18 protein-coding genes are annotated in these 15,022 nt (G+C 33.2%); 8 read left to right on the top strand and 10 right to left on the bottom strand.

Annotation, left to right across the window (positions count from 1 at the left end):
- The 7 genes from tnpB to BUC11_RS13065 form a co-directional block, all read right to left on the bottom strand.
- On the bottom strand, window positions 1–186 hold a 186-nt coding region (gene tnpB, locus BUC11_RS17390), incomplete at its 3' end, for an IS66 family insertion sequence element accessory protein TnpB (protein WP_394332905.1).
- Window positions 186–467 carry an IS66 family insertion sequence element accessory protein TnpA gene (gene tnpA / locus BUC11_RS13045; RefSeq protein WP_073353117.1) on the bottom strand — a complete coding sequence of 94 codons (282 nt, stop codon included), beginning with the start codon at window positions 465–467 and terminating at the stop codon, window positions 186–188. The genes tnpA and tnpB, both read right to left, overlap by 1 nt.
- 316 nt (window positions 468–783) lie before the next feature.
- Window positions 784–1,404, bottom strand: a complete 621-nt coding sequence (locus tag BUC11_RS13050; RefSeq protein WP_245793887.1) for an Abi family protein — start codon at window positions 1,402–1,404, stop codon at window positions 784–786.
- The gene (locus BUC11_RS17185; protein ID WP_245793882.1) at window positions 1,395–1,676 is read right to left on the bottom strand and encodes an Abi family protein; all 282 of its coding nucleotides are present in this window, start codon (window positions 1,674–1,676) and stop codon (window positions 1,395–1,397) included. Before BUC11_RS17185 ends, BUC11_RS13050 begins: the two co-directional genes overlap by 10 nt.
- A 304-nt stretch (window positions 1,677–1,980) precedes the next feature.
- The gene (locus tag BUC11_RS13055; RefSeq protein WP_073354722.1) at window positions 1,981–2,529 is read right to left on the bottom strand and encodes a hypothetical protein; all 549 of its coding nucleotides are present in this window, start codon (window positions 2,527–2,529) and stop codon (window positions 1,981–1,983) included.
- A gap of 115 nt (window positions 2,530–2,644) precedes the next feature.
- Window positions 2,645–3,157: a hypothetical protein gene (locus BUC11_RS13060; RefSeq protein WP_073354727.1), complete on the bottom strand. Its 513-nt coding sequence runs from the start codon at window positions 3,155–3,157 to the stop codon at window positions 2,645–2,647.
- Between the two features lie 2 nt (window positions 3,158–3,159).
- Window positions 3,160–6,177 carry an Eco57I restriction-modification methylase domain-containing protein gene (locus BUC11_RS13065; RefSeq protein WP_073354730.1) on the bottom strand — a complete coding sequence of 1,006 codons (3,018 nt, stop codon included), beginning with the start codon at window positions 6,175–6,177 and terminating at the stop codon, window positions 3,160–3,162.
- A 414-nt stretch (window positions 6,178–6,591) separates the two neighbouring features.
- Here BUC11_RS13065 and BUC11_RS13070 point away from each other — a divergent pair, with 414 nt between their 5' ends.
- From BUC11_RS13070 to BUC11_RS16645, 4 genes are all read left to right on the top strand, one after another.
- Complete coding sequence (locus BUC11_RS13070) at window positions 6,592–6,828, top strand: hypothetical protein (RefSeq protein WP_073354732.1); 237 nt, start codon at window positions 6,592–6,594, stop codon at window positions 6,826–6,828.
- Window positions 6,829–6,846: 18 nt separating this feature from the next.
- Window positions 6,847–7,164: a hypothetical protein gene (locus BUC11_RS13075; protein ID WP_073354734.1), complete on the top strand. Its 318-nt coding sequence runs from the start codon at window positions 6,847–6,849 to the stop codon at window positions 7,162–7,164.
- Window positions 7,165–7,167: 3 nt separating this feature from the next.
- A complete protein-coding gene (locus tag BUC11_RS13080) occupies window positions 7,168–7,584 on the top strand; it encodes a helix-turn-helix domain-containing protein (protein WP_073354736.1) in 417 nt (138 codons plus the stop codon).
- Window positions 7,585–7,835: 251 nt separating this feature from the next.
- Window positions 7,836–8,093 carry a hypothetical protein gene (locus tag BUC11_RS16645; RefSeq protein ID WP_084129656.1) on the top strand — a complete coding sequence of 86 codons (258 nt, stop codon included), beginning with the start codon at window positions 7,836–7,838 and terminating at the stop codon, window positions 8,091–8,093.
- A gap of 297 nt (window positions 8,094–8,390) precedes the next feature.
- On the opposite strand, the gene BUC11_RS13090 is transcribed toward BUC11_RS16645, so the two are convergent.
- From BUC11_RS13090 to BUC11_RS13100, 3 genes are all read right to left on the bottom strand, one after another.
- Window positions 8,391–9,458 carry an SDR family oxidoreductase gene (locus tag BUC11_RS13090; protein WP_073354740.1) on the bottom strand — a complete coding sequence of 356 codons (1,068 nt, stop codon included), beginning with the start codon at window positions 9,456–9,458 and terminating at the stop codon, window positions 8,391–8,393.
- 93 nt (window positions 9,459–9,551) lie between these two features.
- Window positions 9,552–10,073 carry a Crp/Fnr family transcriptional regulator gene (locus tag BUC11_RS13095; RefSeq protein ID WP_073354742.1) on the bottom strand — a complete coding sequence of 174 codons (522 nt, stop codon included), beginning with the start codon at window positions 10,071–10,073 and terminating at the stop codon, window positions 9,552–9,554.
- A complete protein-coding gene (locus BUC11_RS13100; protein ID WP_073354744.1) occupies window positions 10,051–10,473 on the bottom strand; it encodes a DUF2452 domain-containing protein in 423 nt (140 codons plus the stop codon). The genes BUC11_RS13095 and BUC11_RS13100 overlap by 23 nt, the downstream gene beginning before the upstream one ends.
- A 217-nt stretch (window positions 10,474–10,690) precedes the next feature.
- Between BUC11_RS13100 and BUC11_RS17335 the strand changes: the two genes are divergently transcribed.
- From BUC11_RS17335 to BUC11_RS13110, 4 genes are all read left to right on the top strand, one after another.
- Window positions 10,691–10,909 carry a hypothetical protein gene (locus tag BUC11_RS17335; RefSeq protein WP_317041249.1) on the top strand — a complete coding sequence of 73 codons (219 nt, stop codon included), beginning with the start codon at window positions 10,691–10,693 and terminating at the stop codon, window positions 10,907–10,909.
- 51 nt (window positions 10,910–10,960) lie between these two features.
- A complete protein-coding gene (locus BUC11_RS17340; protein ID WP_317041250.1) occupies window positions 10,961–11,866 on the top strand; it encodes a glycoside hydrolase family 3 N-terminal domain-containing protein in 906 nt (301 codons plus the stop codon).
- A 12-nt stretch (window positions 11,867–11,878) separates the two neighbouring features.
- Window positions 11,879–13,021 (top strand): glycoside hydrolase family 3 C-terminal domain-containing protein, encoded by a 1,143-nt coding sequence (locus BUC11_RS17345; RefSeq protein WP_317041251.1) that lies wholly within the window; start codon window positions 11,879–11,881, stop codon window positions 13,019–13,021.
- 876 nt (window positions 13,022–13,897) lie between these two features.
- A complete protein-coding gene (locus tag BUC11_RS13110; RefSeq protein ID WP_073354746.1) occupies window positions 13,898–15,022 on the top strand; it encodes a PQQ-dependent sugar dehydrogenase in 1,125 nt (374 codons plus the stop codon).

The following is a 15,022-nucleotide window of genomic DNA, read 5'->3' on the forward strand; positions in this document are numbered from 1 at the left end:
ACCGGATTCCCAGTGTAAAAGTTTCATCTGATTATTATTTCGATTGATAAAAATGAACACTTCCCCACTATGTGCTACGCGTCCTAATTCATTGGTAACAAGACCACACAAACCATTAAAACTTTTGCGCATATCGCAAACTTTGGGGTAGAGCAAAAAGGTATGTGAACTACTAAGGCTAAACACTAATATAGGTTTACTAAAGCCGAAAGTTCACTTAAATTATCCGTATCCACTCGCAGCACAACTCCATTAGGGTATACGATTTCGTATTTGTTTTCTAAAGCGAAAACTGGTTTTTTCAGTGCAATAAAACCTCCGCTTTGTGCTTCTTCATTTTTGCTTTTTCGTATCCAATAGCTGAAGGTTCCTAATTTAATACCTGCTTGATCGCAATACGCTTGTTGTGAAAGTCCACTTTGTTTCCAAGATTCAACTCGGGATAACATAAATTCATTTTTATTCATGTCTAAATTGTTTAGAACAAAACTACTACCTTAGGTTAATCTAAAAAATATGGGGTTCGTCGGGCGGATACCAAAAAACTGTCAAAAAAGGAGTACAGGAAAGTATTAGAATTAATGAAATTGCTTTAATTTTTTTAAAGTTAATTATTAAAATGTTGCCCAACCACCTTAATTAGGAGTTGGGTTTAATAAAAAAACCCAGAGCAAGTCTGGGTTATGTTTACTATTTTATAGTGCAGCACTAATGCAAATGAATAGTTGGGCACTTTATAGTGCAAAATTATATCATTTATGTTATATAAAAAAACCTTTTAACCTATTTTTTAAGGTAACCTATTTTGTCGCTAATAATTTTTTGTATTACAAGATTATCTGAATACTTATCAAACAAGGTACTTATTTCTTTCTCAATTATACTTTTTCTGCTACTAGAGATACTTGAAAGAAAATATAAAATCACTTTTATGGAGGAATCCAAAGAGTGTCTGTTGTTATTGTTAAACAGAATTAATGGTGTGGTTTCAATTTCTTTGGGAGTGTTAGAGTCAAAAAGTATTCCACTATGAGCACAGATATTTCTAATAAAAATAATGGTTTTTAAGAAGTTTTGAAAAATTTTTACCTTTTTAATACCATACAAATTAGCAATTTGAATCTTTAAATCATCTTCTTTTAATGAAAAATAAATTTTTTCAATAGTGCCAAAAGTTAAAAATTCTAATGTTTTCCAAGCTGGAGCATAAATGTCATTTGGATACTTTTGATGGTGCTTCCTTATAGGTTTATTATTAAACTTAAATTGGTCTGTGTAGCATTTGTTGGGAAAATCATCTACAAATTTAGAATCCATTACTTTTTTACTCGCAAACCAAGTAGGGTTATCTGGGTAAGCATTAGAAATATGGTAAATTAGTTGGGTTCTTAAATTTATTTCAATTCTATTTCAATTCTATTTAAAGCCTTATTTAAAACGTTTTTTAAATCTACATCTAAATAGTACAAGCAAACTACATCAGAAAATTTTGTGCCTTTCTCAAAATTGTGGTCTTTGTCTATTTCAAAAGGATTCCAATAAAAACCCAACCTATAATAACCAATATCTGTTAAAATTTCTTTTGCTTTAAGTTCCTCTTCTTTATTTTCAAAAACTATTCCTCTTCTAGAAAGTTTTTGAATTTGTTCCTCTACTGTCGTTGCTTTGCTCCCCATAATCTCAAATTGTAGGTCACAAAGGTTATGTTTTATACCCTATAATAAAAGCCAAACTTATTCACAATTAACTTGAGTTTTTAACAAGTAACTATCTGTTTTTTACGTACTAATAGGGGGATTTTGAGAAATAAAATAACTATTCTCATTTCACTCATATTAAATTCTACTATTTTCCTTTTTATTAGTCCTTTGGTTTCACAATAATTTTAGGTTTCAATGAATTTGATGGTTGAGGAGTCACTCTACCTAATGTTACTTTTACAATTTTGAATTCTGATTTTGGCTTTTTATCATTCATTCTTTATTTTTTAGGATAGGTAGGTGGGTTATTTTTGGGTGGAGTTGGAATTGTTCTACCCTTTTCTTCTGTTAATGGTTTTGGCTGGCTAGGATTTGGTTTTCCATTGTTGTTTGAATAGTTCATATTATAAATATTTATTGTTGCAAATGAGATAATTACAGTAATTCCAATAATCAAGGACCATATTGAAATCCTATTTAACCTATTAATTACTTTATTTCTTTCTTCAATATTTTTAAAAATAACATCATACTTTTCATCATCAATATCTTTAATTATTTCATCAGAATCAAGCATTGATTTGTAATGAGAATAAAGATTAGAAAGTAAAGTAACAACCATCAAGAACATTCCCATTAGGATCAAAATCTTGCAAATTGCCTTATCAATAGTTACAATTTTCTCCATAAAGGTCAAAGAGAGAACAATGCCGCCAGAAGCCATTAAATTGATGTATTTTTCAAAATCGTCTTGACTTTTACTCTTATTGTCAGAAACTGAATTTCTGTATTCAATCCATTCTTGATGTAATTTTTCTTCTTGGTTCATAAATGCAAAATCTTGCTGTTTTCTACAATTTCTGTTTCGAATTATTCAAATTATGAAAAAACTTCTACTATTCTAGACGTATTTTTTTTGAAATTTTAAATTATCATAGGTTGCACTAATTTAACTTTTTACCAAATTCCTCAAAGAGTCCATAATAAGAATTTTTTTGAGCTTTCTGATTTTGAATAATTTGGTTGATTGGACTTAAGTTTAAAAAATACAACATCCCATTTTCCCAAGAATCCCATACTATTTCTGGAATTCTTCCTTTAGTGTACCATAAATATTCTTCAGAACAAAAGTTTAAATAATCAATAATTAAAAGTCTGTCCTTTTCATCTTTTAAAGTAAAATTTGCGTCTTTACTTAAAAGCTCATCAATCTCATTAAATTTATTATTAAACTTGCAGTCATATTTCTTATTGAAGCTTTCAAAAAGTTCTTTGAACATTTTGTCATTTTCCATTTTATACTGTCTAACTCCTATTGATATTGAAATTCCTGTAGCTAGAACAGCTCCAATTATTTCTAATTTATTTCCTAAAAAATAAAATAAGCATATGCTAATTACTAATGTCCCTACATTAATAAGAAGTAAATCTGAATATCTTTTAAACCAATTTATCACAACTAACTCTTCTCTACAATTTTTATTTCCTCTTTACTCAACCCATACAACTCATAAACCATTGTATCAATAGCTTTATCCGTAGCATCAATTTGAGATTTTAATTCTAATACTTTTTTACTTTCTTCCATAAAATAATCCTCCCATTCTGCTTCTTGAGATAAGGAGAGTTTTACTTTCTTTTTAGCTAACTCTTTGATGAATTCAGGATAAGTCAATTTGTACCAATCCTGTAATTTTTTTGGCAAATCTTCTAACTCAAATTTTCTTTGAATCGCTCTTTGGAATTTTTGAGATTGATTTTTGAGCTCTGTGTTTAGAGAAAGCATCAAATCAGTTTTTTCAATAAAAGGTTGTTGTTTTTGAATGGGTAATTCAACTAAGGGAATATTTTTTATATCGTTTACTAATATTTTCGGAAACAAACCTTTATTTGCTTTCGGGGATGTTTTTTTTACAAACCATCCCAATAATTTTGAATTAAGGATAGAAAGGGAGTATTTTAATTCCAAAACTTTTAAGTCATTTATAATGTTAATTGCAGAAGGAGTATTGTAATATTCTAAATCTGTATATCCACAAAACATAGTTCCAGAAATAATTTCTCTAATCAAAATCCTCTCTGAAGTAAAAAATTTTATCTTTCTGGGGGCAGCCAACCATTCACCATAACTTATCCACAACTTTCCATTCCATTCAATATTGTATCTATTAATGTCTCCACCTTTTAATTCTTGCTTGAATGTGTTATCTTTTCGAAATTCTGAATGCCAAATTCTATTTTTTATCGTATACTCGTCGTGCCCTCTGTATTTATCATATGGTATCAACCCTTGAGAAACTTCATAAAAATCTTTTAAGGGTTTAAAATATTGTAATTTATTAATTATTAATTTCTCATTAGAATTCTGGGAAAACAAGCTTAAAATATTTTCTATTTGTCCTAAAATATCGTTTTTATTGTAATTTCCAACACTTTTAAATTCCCTGTTATCAACCTTTAGCAAATTTGTGGTATAATCTTCAACTTTATTTCTAAATGAAAATATACAAGTCCTTACTGAAGCATCAACAAAAGTATTATCATTTGATAAGTCAATAATTTGATATACCTGTAAATTTTTAAAAATAGTTTCTCTATATTTTATTCCAAATAGTGTAGACAAAAATGTATTAGGGAATATATATGATAAAACAGAGTTGTTTTTTAAAATTATTTTATAAAGGGAGATAAAATAAATATATATCTCAAAATCCGGAACTAATGAATCAAAATTTGAAAGATACCTTTTCTCAATTTCGTTAAAACTAACCCCATAAGGTGGATTTCCAATAACTACATCAAAACCTCCTTTTTCAAATACTTTGGGAAACTCGTTTCGCCAATTAAAGGCTTTATCTCCTGCAATTTCAGGATCATCAATTAAGGAGTTTCCACATTTTATATTACTGTTTAAATCGTTTAGTTTACGGTTAGGTTGAGCGGTTCGTAGCCACAAAGAGAGTTTGGCAATTTCTACACTTTCCTCATTTAAATCTACTCCAAACAAGTTGTTTTCCAGGATGCTTTTCTCCACATCACTCAATACCATAGCATCACCAAAGAGCTTGGCTTGCAGTTCATCTACATACGTATGCTCTGCAATTAAAAAGTTTAAAGCTTCATTCAGGAAAGCACCAGAACCACAAGCAGGATCTATAATGGTTACTTGCAACAACCACTTTCTGTACTCTTCTAATTTATCAATTAGCCCTTTAATGGTTTTCTTCTGCCTTTTTTTATCAGTGTAATACTCTTCTTCAATTATTTCAAGTGCGGCTTTCTTTTCGGTACACAATTTACCAACCGTGTTTTCTACGATGTATTTAGTAATGTATTTTGGAGTATAAAAAACACCGTCTTTTTTACGTTTGGTTTTAGATTTATCAATTACAGCACCTTCTAATTGGGCTTTAATTTCATCCAATTCATTCAAGGAATTTTCAAAAATATGCCCTAAAATATTGACGTCTACTTCACTAGAAAAATCATACTCAGACAGTTTTAAAGTATGGGTATACAATAAGTCATCATCAATAATAATACTATCTAAAATTCCATCTGGTTTAAATAAGCCACCATTATAAGCAAACACATCATACTGCTTGCCTTTATAACCTGTATTCAAATAACCAAAATATTTCTTGAATCTATCGTAAAGCGGCGTGTATTCATCTAATTCCCGTAATTGATTCCATTGACTTAATATCAACTTAACAGAGTTAGGAGGCAGTAGGTTTCTATCTTCACCAAATAGCAAAAACAAAAATCGATCTAATAGCTTTTGAGATTTTTTAAAAAGTTCCAGTGGTTCATAAGCTGGATTCAAAGCCACTAAACTTTGGTACAATTCTCTTTTAAAAATAGAATAGTCCTTATATAGTTTTTTGGTGATTACATCCTCTTCACTAAGCGATTCGGCTTTGATTTTTTTGGCAACATCATTAGCTATGTTTTCATAACCAAGACATAAATAGAGTAACGAGAAGTCTTCTTGCGTAAGTGTGAACAAATTGAATTCTATGTGTTCTATGGCATTATCAATATAGAATCGTAATTTTTCAAAATTAGAAGTAATAACATACACACATTCCGGCTGATTGTTTTTATAACCAAAAGCTTGTACTTCAATCTTTCCTAAATCAGTAGTATTGGTTCCTTTTAGCTCAATTACAGCCTTAACTTTGGTATCTATAATAATGGCACCATCAGCTTTTTTACTGTCTTTTACATTTTTATATTCAGTGGTAAGATTGTATGGCGTTTCTGAGGAAGAAGCAGGTTTGGTGTAACCCAATATTTTCACGAACAAATCTTCCAGAAATTCACCTTGATACTGTTCTTCTTTTAAACTTTTAATTTCCTCCTGAACTTTGGGATTCAAAAAATGAGTTTTATAAGATTCCCATTTAAGAGAAATACGTTCCTTATTTTGGGTGTTTAAATATTTGGTAATTACAGTCTTTTGGAAAAGGGACATCTTGCGGAATTAATAGTTTTGATAAAAGTAACAAATTTAAGTAGATTTCGTAGGAATTACTTTCTTACTTATCTACTGCTTGTAATTTAGTACTAGTTAACTTTCCTCAAATAAAGTATTAATAATGGCAATTAGCAATACCCATAAGTAGTAATATTTTAGAAAGCACCTACTTTGACTTTTTCCAAAACATTCATTCGTTAGCCATACCCATTTGTAAAAGAAGTTCATTTACGAACTTTAAAATCATTTGCATATTTCATAGTTGAGTACTACTGATCTTATCCCTGTAAAACAATTGCATCAATTAGAAAAAAATTTAATTGAAGAAAAGACTTTTTGTTAATAACTAAGTTTCTAAAGTACATAAAAATCTTATAATTTTGCTAAATAATAAACCTATAAGTTGATTTAATGAAAATAGTTCCTATATTTGTCCAAGAAAATAAGCGCGAGGGATTATTTTCTATTCACTTAAAAGGTGAGCTTGAAGATGAAGTAACCAAATGTATTGATCAATGGTTATTGAATCCTCAATATTTATACGATTTTTTCACTTTACATCAAGACGATTTAAATAGTGGTTATTATGGAAAAACAATCAGCATACAACAAGCAATTAATTATACCCGGAAAGAAGCCGAATATTAATTTGACCAACTCGAAAGCTTGGCAATTTCAGGAACAAATATCGGCGGTGACAACCTGTCTATAGTTTTCCAACCTTTACGCAACCTTGACTACACGCAAAAAGAACTTCAACAAGTCAAAGCCAAAACACAAATTCAAAAAAAATGGTTGCGCATGTATGCAATTAAAATTGGACCAAACACATTTATTGTTACTGGCGGAGCAATAAAATTAGTTGGGACTATGGACGAAAGAACTCATTTACTCAAAGAAAAACAAAAATTAGAAGACATTAAATATTATTTGAAAGAAGAAGGAATTCTGGATCAAGATGATTTTGAAGTGTATGAAATTTAATATATGGAGCTAAACGAAAGATTAGACAAGTTTGAAAAATTAGTAAGCGACAAGCCTTCTAGTTTTCTTTCAAAGTTGGCCTACTATAAAGCCAACAAAAAATGGATAGATCAATCTTCAAAAGTTGCGATTAATGTTCTAGAAGCATTAAGCCAGAAAGGATTGTCTCAAAAAGACCTAGCCAAAAAAATGAATGTTTCAGCACAACAAGTAAACAAAATTATCAAGGGAAAACAAAATTTAACTTTTGAAACGATCAGTAAACTTGAGACTGCGTTAGAAATTTCATTAATAGAAGTAATAGAATATAAACCAGTAGCAGAAATTAAAACTTCGGCTATTCACATAAAATCAGCTTCGTCTACATTGAAAGAAGAGTTTATTGTAGTAAGTGTAAATAAAGATACTTCTACTACATAAATACCGCAGATGAAAGTAGTACATAATAAAATGGACTATTCAGAATCTCACAACCAATATGCGATTGCAAGGTATTGGAAAATAACAAAAAAGATATAGAGTTTAGTATTAAAGGTATTAAGACTGAGCAATTTGCTTTGTATGAAGAAAATCATCTTGACAAAGGCAAAATTAATTGAGAGACCAATTTATCTTACGGTTTAAATACTGAAGAAAGAGATTTTATAACTTCAATCAAATTTACTTTTGAAATGAAAAAGAAGCCTTTCATCACAATTCAAGTAAATTGTATTTTTAAAATTGGAATTGAATCTTTTAATGATTTAGTAGCTGATGGTAAAATTATTATTCCAAGTTGGTTTATAGCACACATGGCAATGATAACAGTGGGCACTTCAAGAGGAATTCTACATTCTAAAACAGAAGGGACAATCTTCAATAAGTACATCTTGCCTACAATCAATGTAGCACAGATGATTCCTGAGGACGCAATTTTTGATCACAATTAAAATACAAATATTAATAAAAAAGGCATATAATTCGGGAACATAGCAAAGTAAAACAACGTAAAGTCTTGATTAAAATGCTAGTCAGAATCCTTAGTTCAAGCCCAAGAGCCAGAACTTTTTCAAAAGACTTTACAGCAATGTAAGGTCTTTTTTGTTTTAAAGCAGTAATGAAAGTAATATAATTGTTAGGAAGTCATAAACCAGTTTTGCACATTCCCGGTTACAATTAATAGAAAAAGAGGATTCAAAACGTTTTGAATCCTCTTTTTCTATTAATTGTAAACTACCTTAAAATAACTACGGAATCAATCGATCCGCTCGAAGCTTTTCAAACAAATCATAAAACGAACCCTCGGTACTTTGATAAAGAGTAAAACCCAATTTCCTGCTTTTGGACATGTCCGTCATCACTTCTATTGGTCGGCCCAAATCAAGATCCGTATGCCATGGGGAGGCTAACTGGTTTAAATCGGATTCTTGCAATCCATTTTCTGAGGCTATTTTTTTCCAAATTGCAGCATCTTCACTCATTTGTTCCTCAAGAGGATGAATCGTACCATCAAAACCAATTGCCTCAATTCCGAACGATTCCGCTAATTTATTCCACAACCATTTCCAACGAAAGAAATCTCCATTGATCACGTTGAACGCTTCGTTTTGGGCAGCCTCTGTAGTGGAAGCCCATATCAAGTGCGCTGCTAAAACGCTGACATCGGTAACATCCGAAAGTCCGTTCCATTGTGCTGCTGAACCTGGCCACTGAAATGGCTTGCCCGTTGCTTTACAAATACTAGCAAATACAGCCAGCGTAGTCCCCAAATTCATTAAATTTCCTACCGCTTTCCCAATGATGGTATGCGGCCTGTGCATGCTCCATGTAAAACCATCTCGCGCGGCGGCAGCATAAACTTCATCTTCTTGGGCGTAATAAAAATTTTCTAAATCAAGACGCGGTTGTGATTCTCTCAGCGGTGTTTCGGGCAAGAACCCTTCTTTGGCGTAAGCCTCAAACGGTCCTAGATAATGTTTCAGTCCGGTGACAAGCGCCACATGTTGCACGGATTGATAAGGTGCTAACGCTTCGAGCAGGTTTCGAATCATCAAGCTATTAACACGTATATTTTCGGCTTCAGAATCCTGACGCATCCACGTGGTAATGTACACATGCGTAGGTGAAACCTCTTTTAAAGCTATTTTTAAATTCTCCAAATCCAAAAGATCAGCTGCTACAGGATGCAAGTTTTTGCTATTTTTTGGTGGATTTCTGGCCAGTCCAAAAGTGGTCCAACCTTTGGCGATAAGCTGATCTGCGAGGTTACTACCAGTAATTCCGGTTACTCCTACTAAGAGTGCTCTATTTTCCATGTTTGTATTTTAAAATTATAAAATACAAATTTCGGAAATGCGACAAAGACTATACAGGACATAGCGCACAGATAAAGTGTGACCTAAATCACGTCAGTGGGACAACCGACTTAAAGTTTCTCTTGAAATTCCAAGATAAGAAGCAACTAAAGTTTTGGGAAGGCGCTGAATCAAATCGGGATACAACTGAATAAATTGCAGGTATCTTTCCTCGGAGTTCTTACTCATTAATGATAGAATTCGGTTTTGAAGCGCAATATTGCCTGTAGTCATTTTTTGCAGAAAGAAGAATTCCATTTTGGGTAATGCTACACAGAGTTGATCTCTATTTTCCAGCGTAATATAATAGGTTTGCGCATCTTCCAAGCAATCGATATTGAGTGTAGCGTTTTCTTCCTTATAAAATCCTTGATTGTCCGTAATCCACCAATCTTCCATGGCAAATTGCAAAATATGACTCTTGCCTGATTGATCTACATAAAACGAACGTAACAATCCTTTTACAACAAAATGAACATAAGGAACTGGAGTTTCCTGCTGGACAATGTATTGGTGTTTTTTATATTTACCAATTGAAAAATAAGTAAAGTAATTATGATTGAAAAAACGAATCATTCCCGTTAAGGTAAATCCATTTTTTATCGCTATTCAATTTAAAAGTTCCTATATGTTCTTTGTTCCACTCATTAGGCCCAATTAAAGATAGAAAATGTACTCCTTGAGCGTCTCGGTACAAATGATAAATCTCGCCAATCACAGGTTCAAAAGAAAATTTAGCACTGTACACTAATTCATTCCACTCGTATTCCTCCATCAATTTTTGATACTGCAGTTTGAGTTCGTTGAACTTATTGCCTAACTCCTTGTTTACATTGTCAATCCCTCTGCTTTTCCAAGATACCACATCATCAACACGAATTACAGGGGCACCAACTCCGGTTGCGTAAGGTAAAATATTAGCGTTATACCCAGCTTCGGCAGTATAGACAACATTATCTGGTTTTTTATCTTCCATTTCTTTTCAGGTTACAAAACACAAAGCGGTGTTTTTTGTTTAAAATATTATCCGCAAAGTTAAACAAAAATTATAAAAAAATACCATTACAATCCTTTGTTGCCCACAATTGGAATTGGAAAACGCAAAATAGATTCATTGTGTCTATACAACACATATAATTTTTTATTACATTTGGTACACATCAAATAAAGCTATTGACCTGAAAATAAACCACATGAAATCAAAAATTGTAATTCTCCCTTCCTTACTCCTACTCGCAGTAGGATTGCAGGCACAAACCAAATGGACCGAAACCACCAAAAGTACCTATAAATTGGTGTCGAATAAAGGCGGTCAAACTTTAGGCTATTCGCCAAAATCAGGCATCAAAATCATTAAAGTAGCCGGTTTTGCTTTTAAAGATTTGAATAAAAACGGAAAATTGGACGTGTAAGAAGATTGGCGCAAACCAGTGGCAGAACGTGCCAAGGATTTAGCCAAACAAATGACAGTTGAACAAATGGCTGGTTTAATGTTGTACAGCAGACATCAAGCGATTCCAGCGCAAGAGGCTGGCATGTTTACGGGAACCTATCAAGAAAAACCTTTTTCTAAAAGTGGCGCCAGTACCGCTGATTTGTCCGATCAGCAAATTGCTTTTTTAACCAAAGACAATTTGCGCCATGTATTAATGACCTCGGTAGCATCGCCAGATATTGCCGCGCAATGGAACAATAATATACAAGCTTTAGTCGAAGGAATTGGAATGGGAATTCCGGCCAACAATAGTTCTGACCCTAGAAATGGAGCCAATAAAGATGCGGAATACAACGCTGGTTCTGGTGGCGCTATCTCACAATGGCCGGAGGAACTAGGTTTAGCGGCAACTTTTGATGCTGCCATCACAGCACAATTTGGCACCATTGCAGCCGCAGAATACCGAGCCATGGGAATCGCCACGGCGCTATCGCCACAAATTGACTTGGCAACAGAACCAAGGTGGAATCGTTTCGTGGGTACTTTTGGCGAAGACCCAAAACTGGCGACCGATATGACAAGAGCGTATGTAGATGGATTTCAAACCTCTATAAAATCAATTGACGCTTATGAAGGTTGGGGGAATCAAAGCGTGAATGCCATGGTAAAACACTGGCCAAGTGGCGGCCCGAAAGAAGGAGGTCGTGATGGACATTTTGCCTATGGTAAATTTGCAGTGTATCCAGGAAATAATTTTGAAACACACTTAAAACCGTTTACCGAAGGCGCTTTTAAACTAGATGGTAAAACTAAAAAAGCCTCCGCTGTGATGCCTTATTATACGATTTCGTACGGACAAGATAAAAAATACGGAGAAAATGTGGGGAATGGCTTCAGTAAATACATCATCACGGATTTATTGCGTGATAAATAAGGTTATGACGGCGTGGTGTGCACAGATTGTCTGATTACTGGGGATGAAGGAGCCAAACCAGATATTTTTTCAGGAAAATCTTGGGGTGTTGAAAAATTAAGTGTTGCCGAAAGACATTATAAAGTTTTGATGGCTGGAGTGGATCAATTTGGAGGAAATAATGATATCAAACCCGTTTTAGAAGCCTACCAAATGGGTGTTAAAGAACATGGCGAGACGTTTATGCGGAACCGCTTTGAGCAATCAGCAGTTCGCTTGCTTTTGAATATTTTTAGAGTGGGTTTGTTCGAAAATGCCTATTTAGATCCCATCGAAACCAAAGCTATTGTGGGAAAACCAGCGTTTATGAAAGCAGGTTATGACGCACAATTGAAGTCGGTGGTGCTGATTAAAAACCAGAATAAAACCTTGCCAATTGCAAAAGGAAAAACGGTTTATGTCCCTAAAAGAGTCACTCCTGCAGGAATCAACTTTTTTGGTCAACCCTCACCAGAAAAAATAGAATATCCAGTTAATTTAGAATTGATTAAGAAGTACTATACCGTAACGGATGATCCTGCTAAAGCAGATTTTGCGATTGTATTCATCAAAAGCCCAATTAGTGGCGGATACAGCAGAGCGGACAGGGAAGCTGGCGGAAATGGATATTTGCCCATCAGTTTACAGTTAAAAGACTATACCGCAGTCGATGCCAGAGTTCAAAGTATTGCTGCAGGAGATCCCGTAATTGACCCAACGATTACAAACCGTTCTTATGTGAATAAAACAAGTAAATCCAATTCATATCCAGATTTAAATACCATTCTGGAAACGAAAAAAGCTATGAAAGGAAAGCCCGTTATAGTCTCTGTCAATATCTCAAATCCTATGGTTTTTGGAGAATTTGAAAAAGAGGCAGACGCCATCGTAGGAGAATTTGGAGTACAAATAGAAGCATTATTGGACATTGTTTCTGGTAAAACCGAGCCTTCTGGATTATTGCCTTTACAAATGCCATTGAATATGCCAACCGTTGAAAAACAATTGGAAGATGTCCCTCACGATATGATTCCGTATATCGATGCTGTTGGAAATATTTATGATTTTGGTTTTGGATTAAACTGGAAAGGAATAATCAAAGACGCCAGAACGGTAAAGTATAGCGTTAAGAAATAAATCAAAACCTTTTTAAAACCACTTATAATCATAGGTGGTTTTTTAATTCCTTTGCCCCCATAACCGGAAGTCAATTTCAAAAAACTAAAATTTTAATTTAACATATAAGTCATGTAAGTCGTTGTTGGTTAAACAAAATTAGGAATACACTTTCAGGACTATCAGTTTAAAAAGATCAAAATGAACAGTTTTTTCACCATTAAAGAATAAAGAAAAATTAAGATTTTTACTTGATTACGAACTGAACCAGAATATATTTTAAAAAACTTATATGCCTTATATGTTTAAAAAAAATCATTAAAAACTAAGATTTTGATTTAACATATAAGTCATGTAAGTCGTTGTTGGTTAAACAAAATTAGGTAAACACTTTCATGACGTATCTATTTAAAAAGGTCACGAAAAACAATTTCTTTAAAACCATTAAGGAATTTAAGGAAATTAAGATTTTTACTTTATGACTCAATTAAAGAATACAATTTTAAAACTTATATGAACTTAAATGCCTTATATGTTTCAAAAATCACGAAAAAATTAAAATTTTAATTTAACATATAGGTCATATAAGTCGTTTTTGATTAAACAAAATTAGGTAAACACTTTCATGACTTATCTATTGAAAAAGATCAAAATGAACAGATTTTTAAACTACTAAGCAACTAAGAAAAATTAAGATTTTACTTGATTACGAACTGAACCAGAATATATTTTAAAAAACTTATATGCCTTATATGTTTAAAAAAAACAGAATTATTTTGCTTTAGCTACTGACTCTGTTAATTCTAAGCAAAATTAAAAGCGATATGGCTCATTTTATTCCTCTTTTACTATCTTTAAAAAAGATTGTACTTATTCTACAGCTTAAAAATCAGACTTATGAAAAAAATCACATTAGTTTCACTTTCCATTATATCTTTTCTTTCTTTTAGTTGCGATGCGCAGGTAAAATCCAATGACATTCCAATTAAAGACGAAGTAAAAAACTATACACTAGAAACCGTAGCTTCCGATATAGCCATTCCGTGGGGAATGACTTGGTTGCCAGACGGCACGATGTTAGTTACCGAAAAAAGCGGCGTTTTATATCACGTTAAAAATGGTACAAAAACTGAAATCAAAAATGTTCCAAAAGTCTATTCTCGTGGGCAAGGTGGATTATTAGATATTGCTTTACATCCTGAGTATGCTAAAAATGGTTGGATCTATATGACATTTGCTTCAGATGAAGGCGAAGGAACTGGTGGTCACACAAAACTCATTCGAGCCAAATTATTAGACGGAAGTCTAACGCAAATTGAATCCCTTTATAAAGCGACTCCAAATACTACAAAAGGGCAGCATTTTGGTTCCCGAATTGTATTTGACAACGACGGCTATTTGTTTTTCTCCATTGGAGAACGCGGGGAGCATTTTGTAAATCCGCAAGATATTAAACGCGATGGCGGAAAAATATACCGCTTAAACGACGACGGAAGCATTCCAAAAGACAATCCGTTTGTAGGTCAGACCGGAGCTAAAGAAGCGATTTACACCTACGGGAATCGCAACCCGCAAGGAATGGCAAAAAATCCCGTAACAGGAGCAATTTGGGCCCACGAGCATGGTCCTCAAGGGGGTGATGAAATCAACATCATAAAAAAAGGAGTCAATTACGGCTGGCCTGTTGTTACTTATGGTATCGATTATGACGGAACAACAATCAGTAAAGAAAATGAAAAGCCAGGGATTGAAAAACCTATTTATTATTGGCTGCCTTCTATCGCGCCAAGCGGAATGACCTTTGTTACCAGCGATAAATATCCAGACTGGAAAGGACATTTGCTCGTAGGATCCTTGAAATTTCAATATCTTGAATTGCTTAAACTAAAGGGAAATGAAGTAATCGACAGACAAAAAATAGCCACTGGCGTAGGTCGCGTGCGAAACGTGGCGCAAGGTCCCGATGGTTATATTTATATGGGCGTTGAAGGAAAAGGAATTGTAAAAATTATACCGAATTAA

The organism is Flavobacterium xanthum, from assembly GCF_900142695.1.
Classification (GTDB): Bacteria; Bacteroidota; Bacteroidia; order Flavobacteriales; family Flavobacteriaceae; genus Flavobacterium; species Flavobacterium xanthum.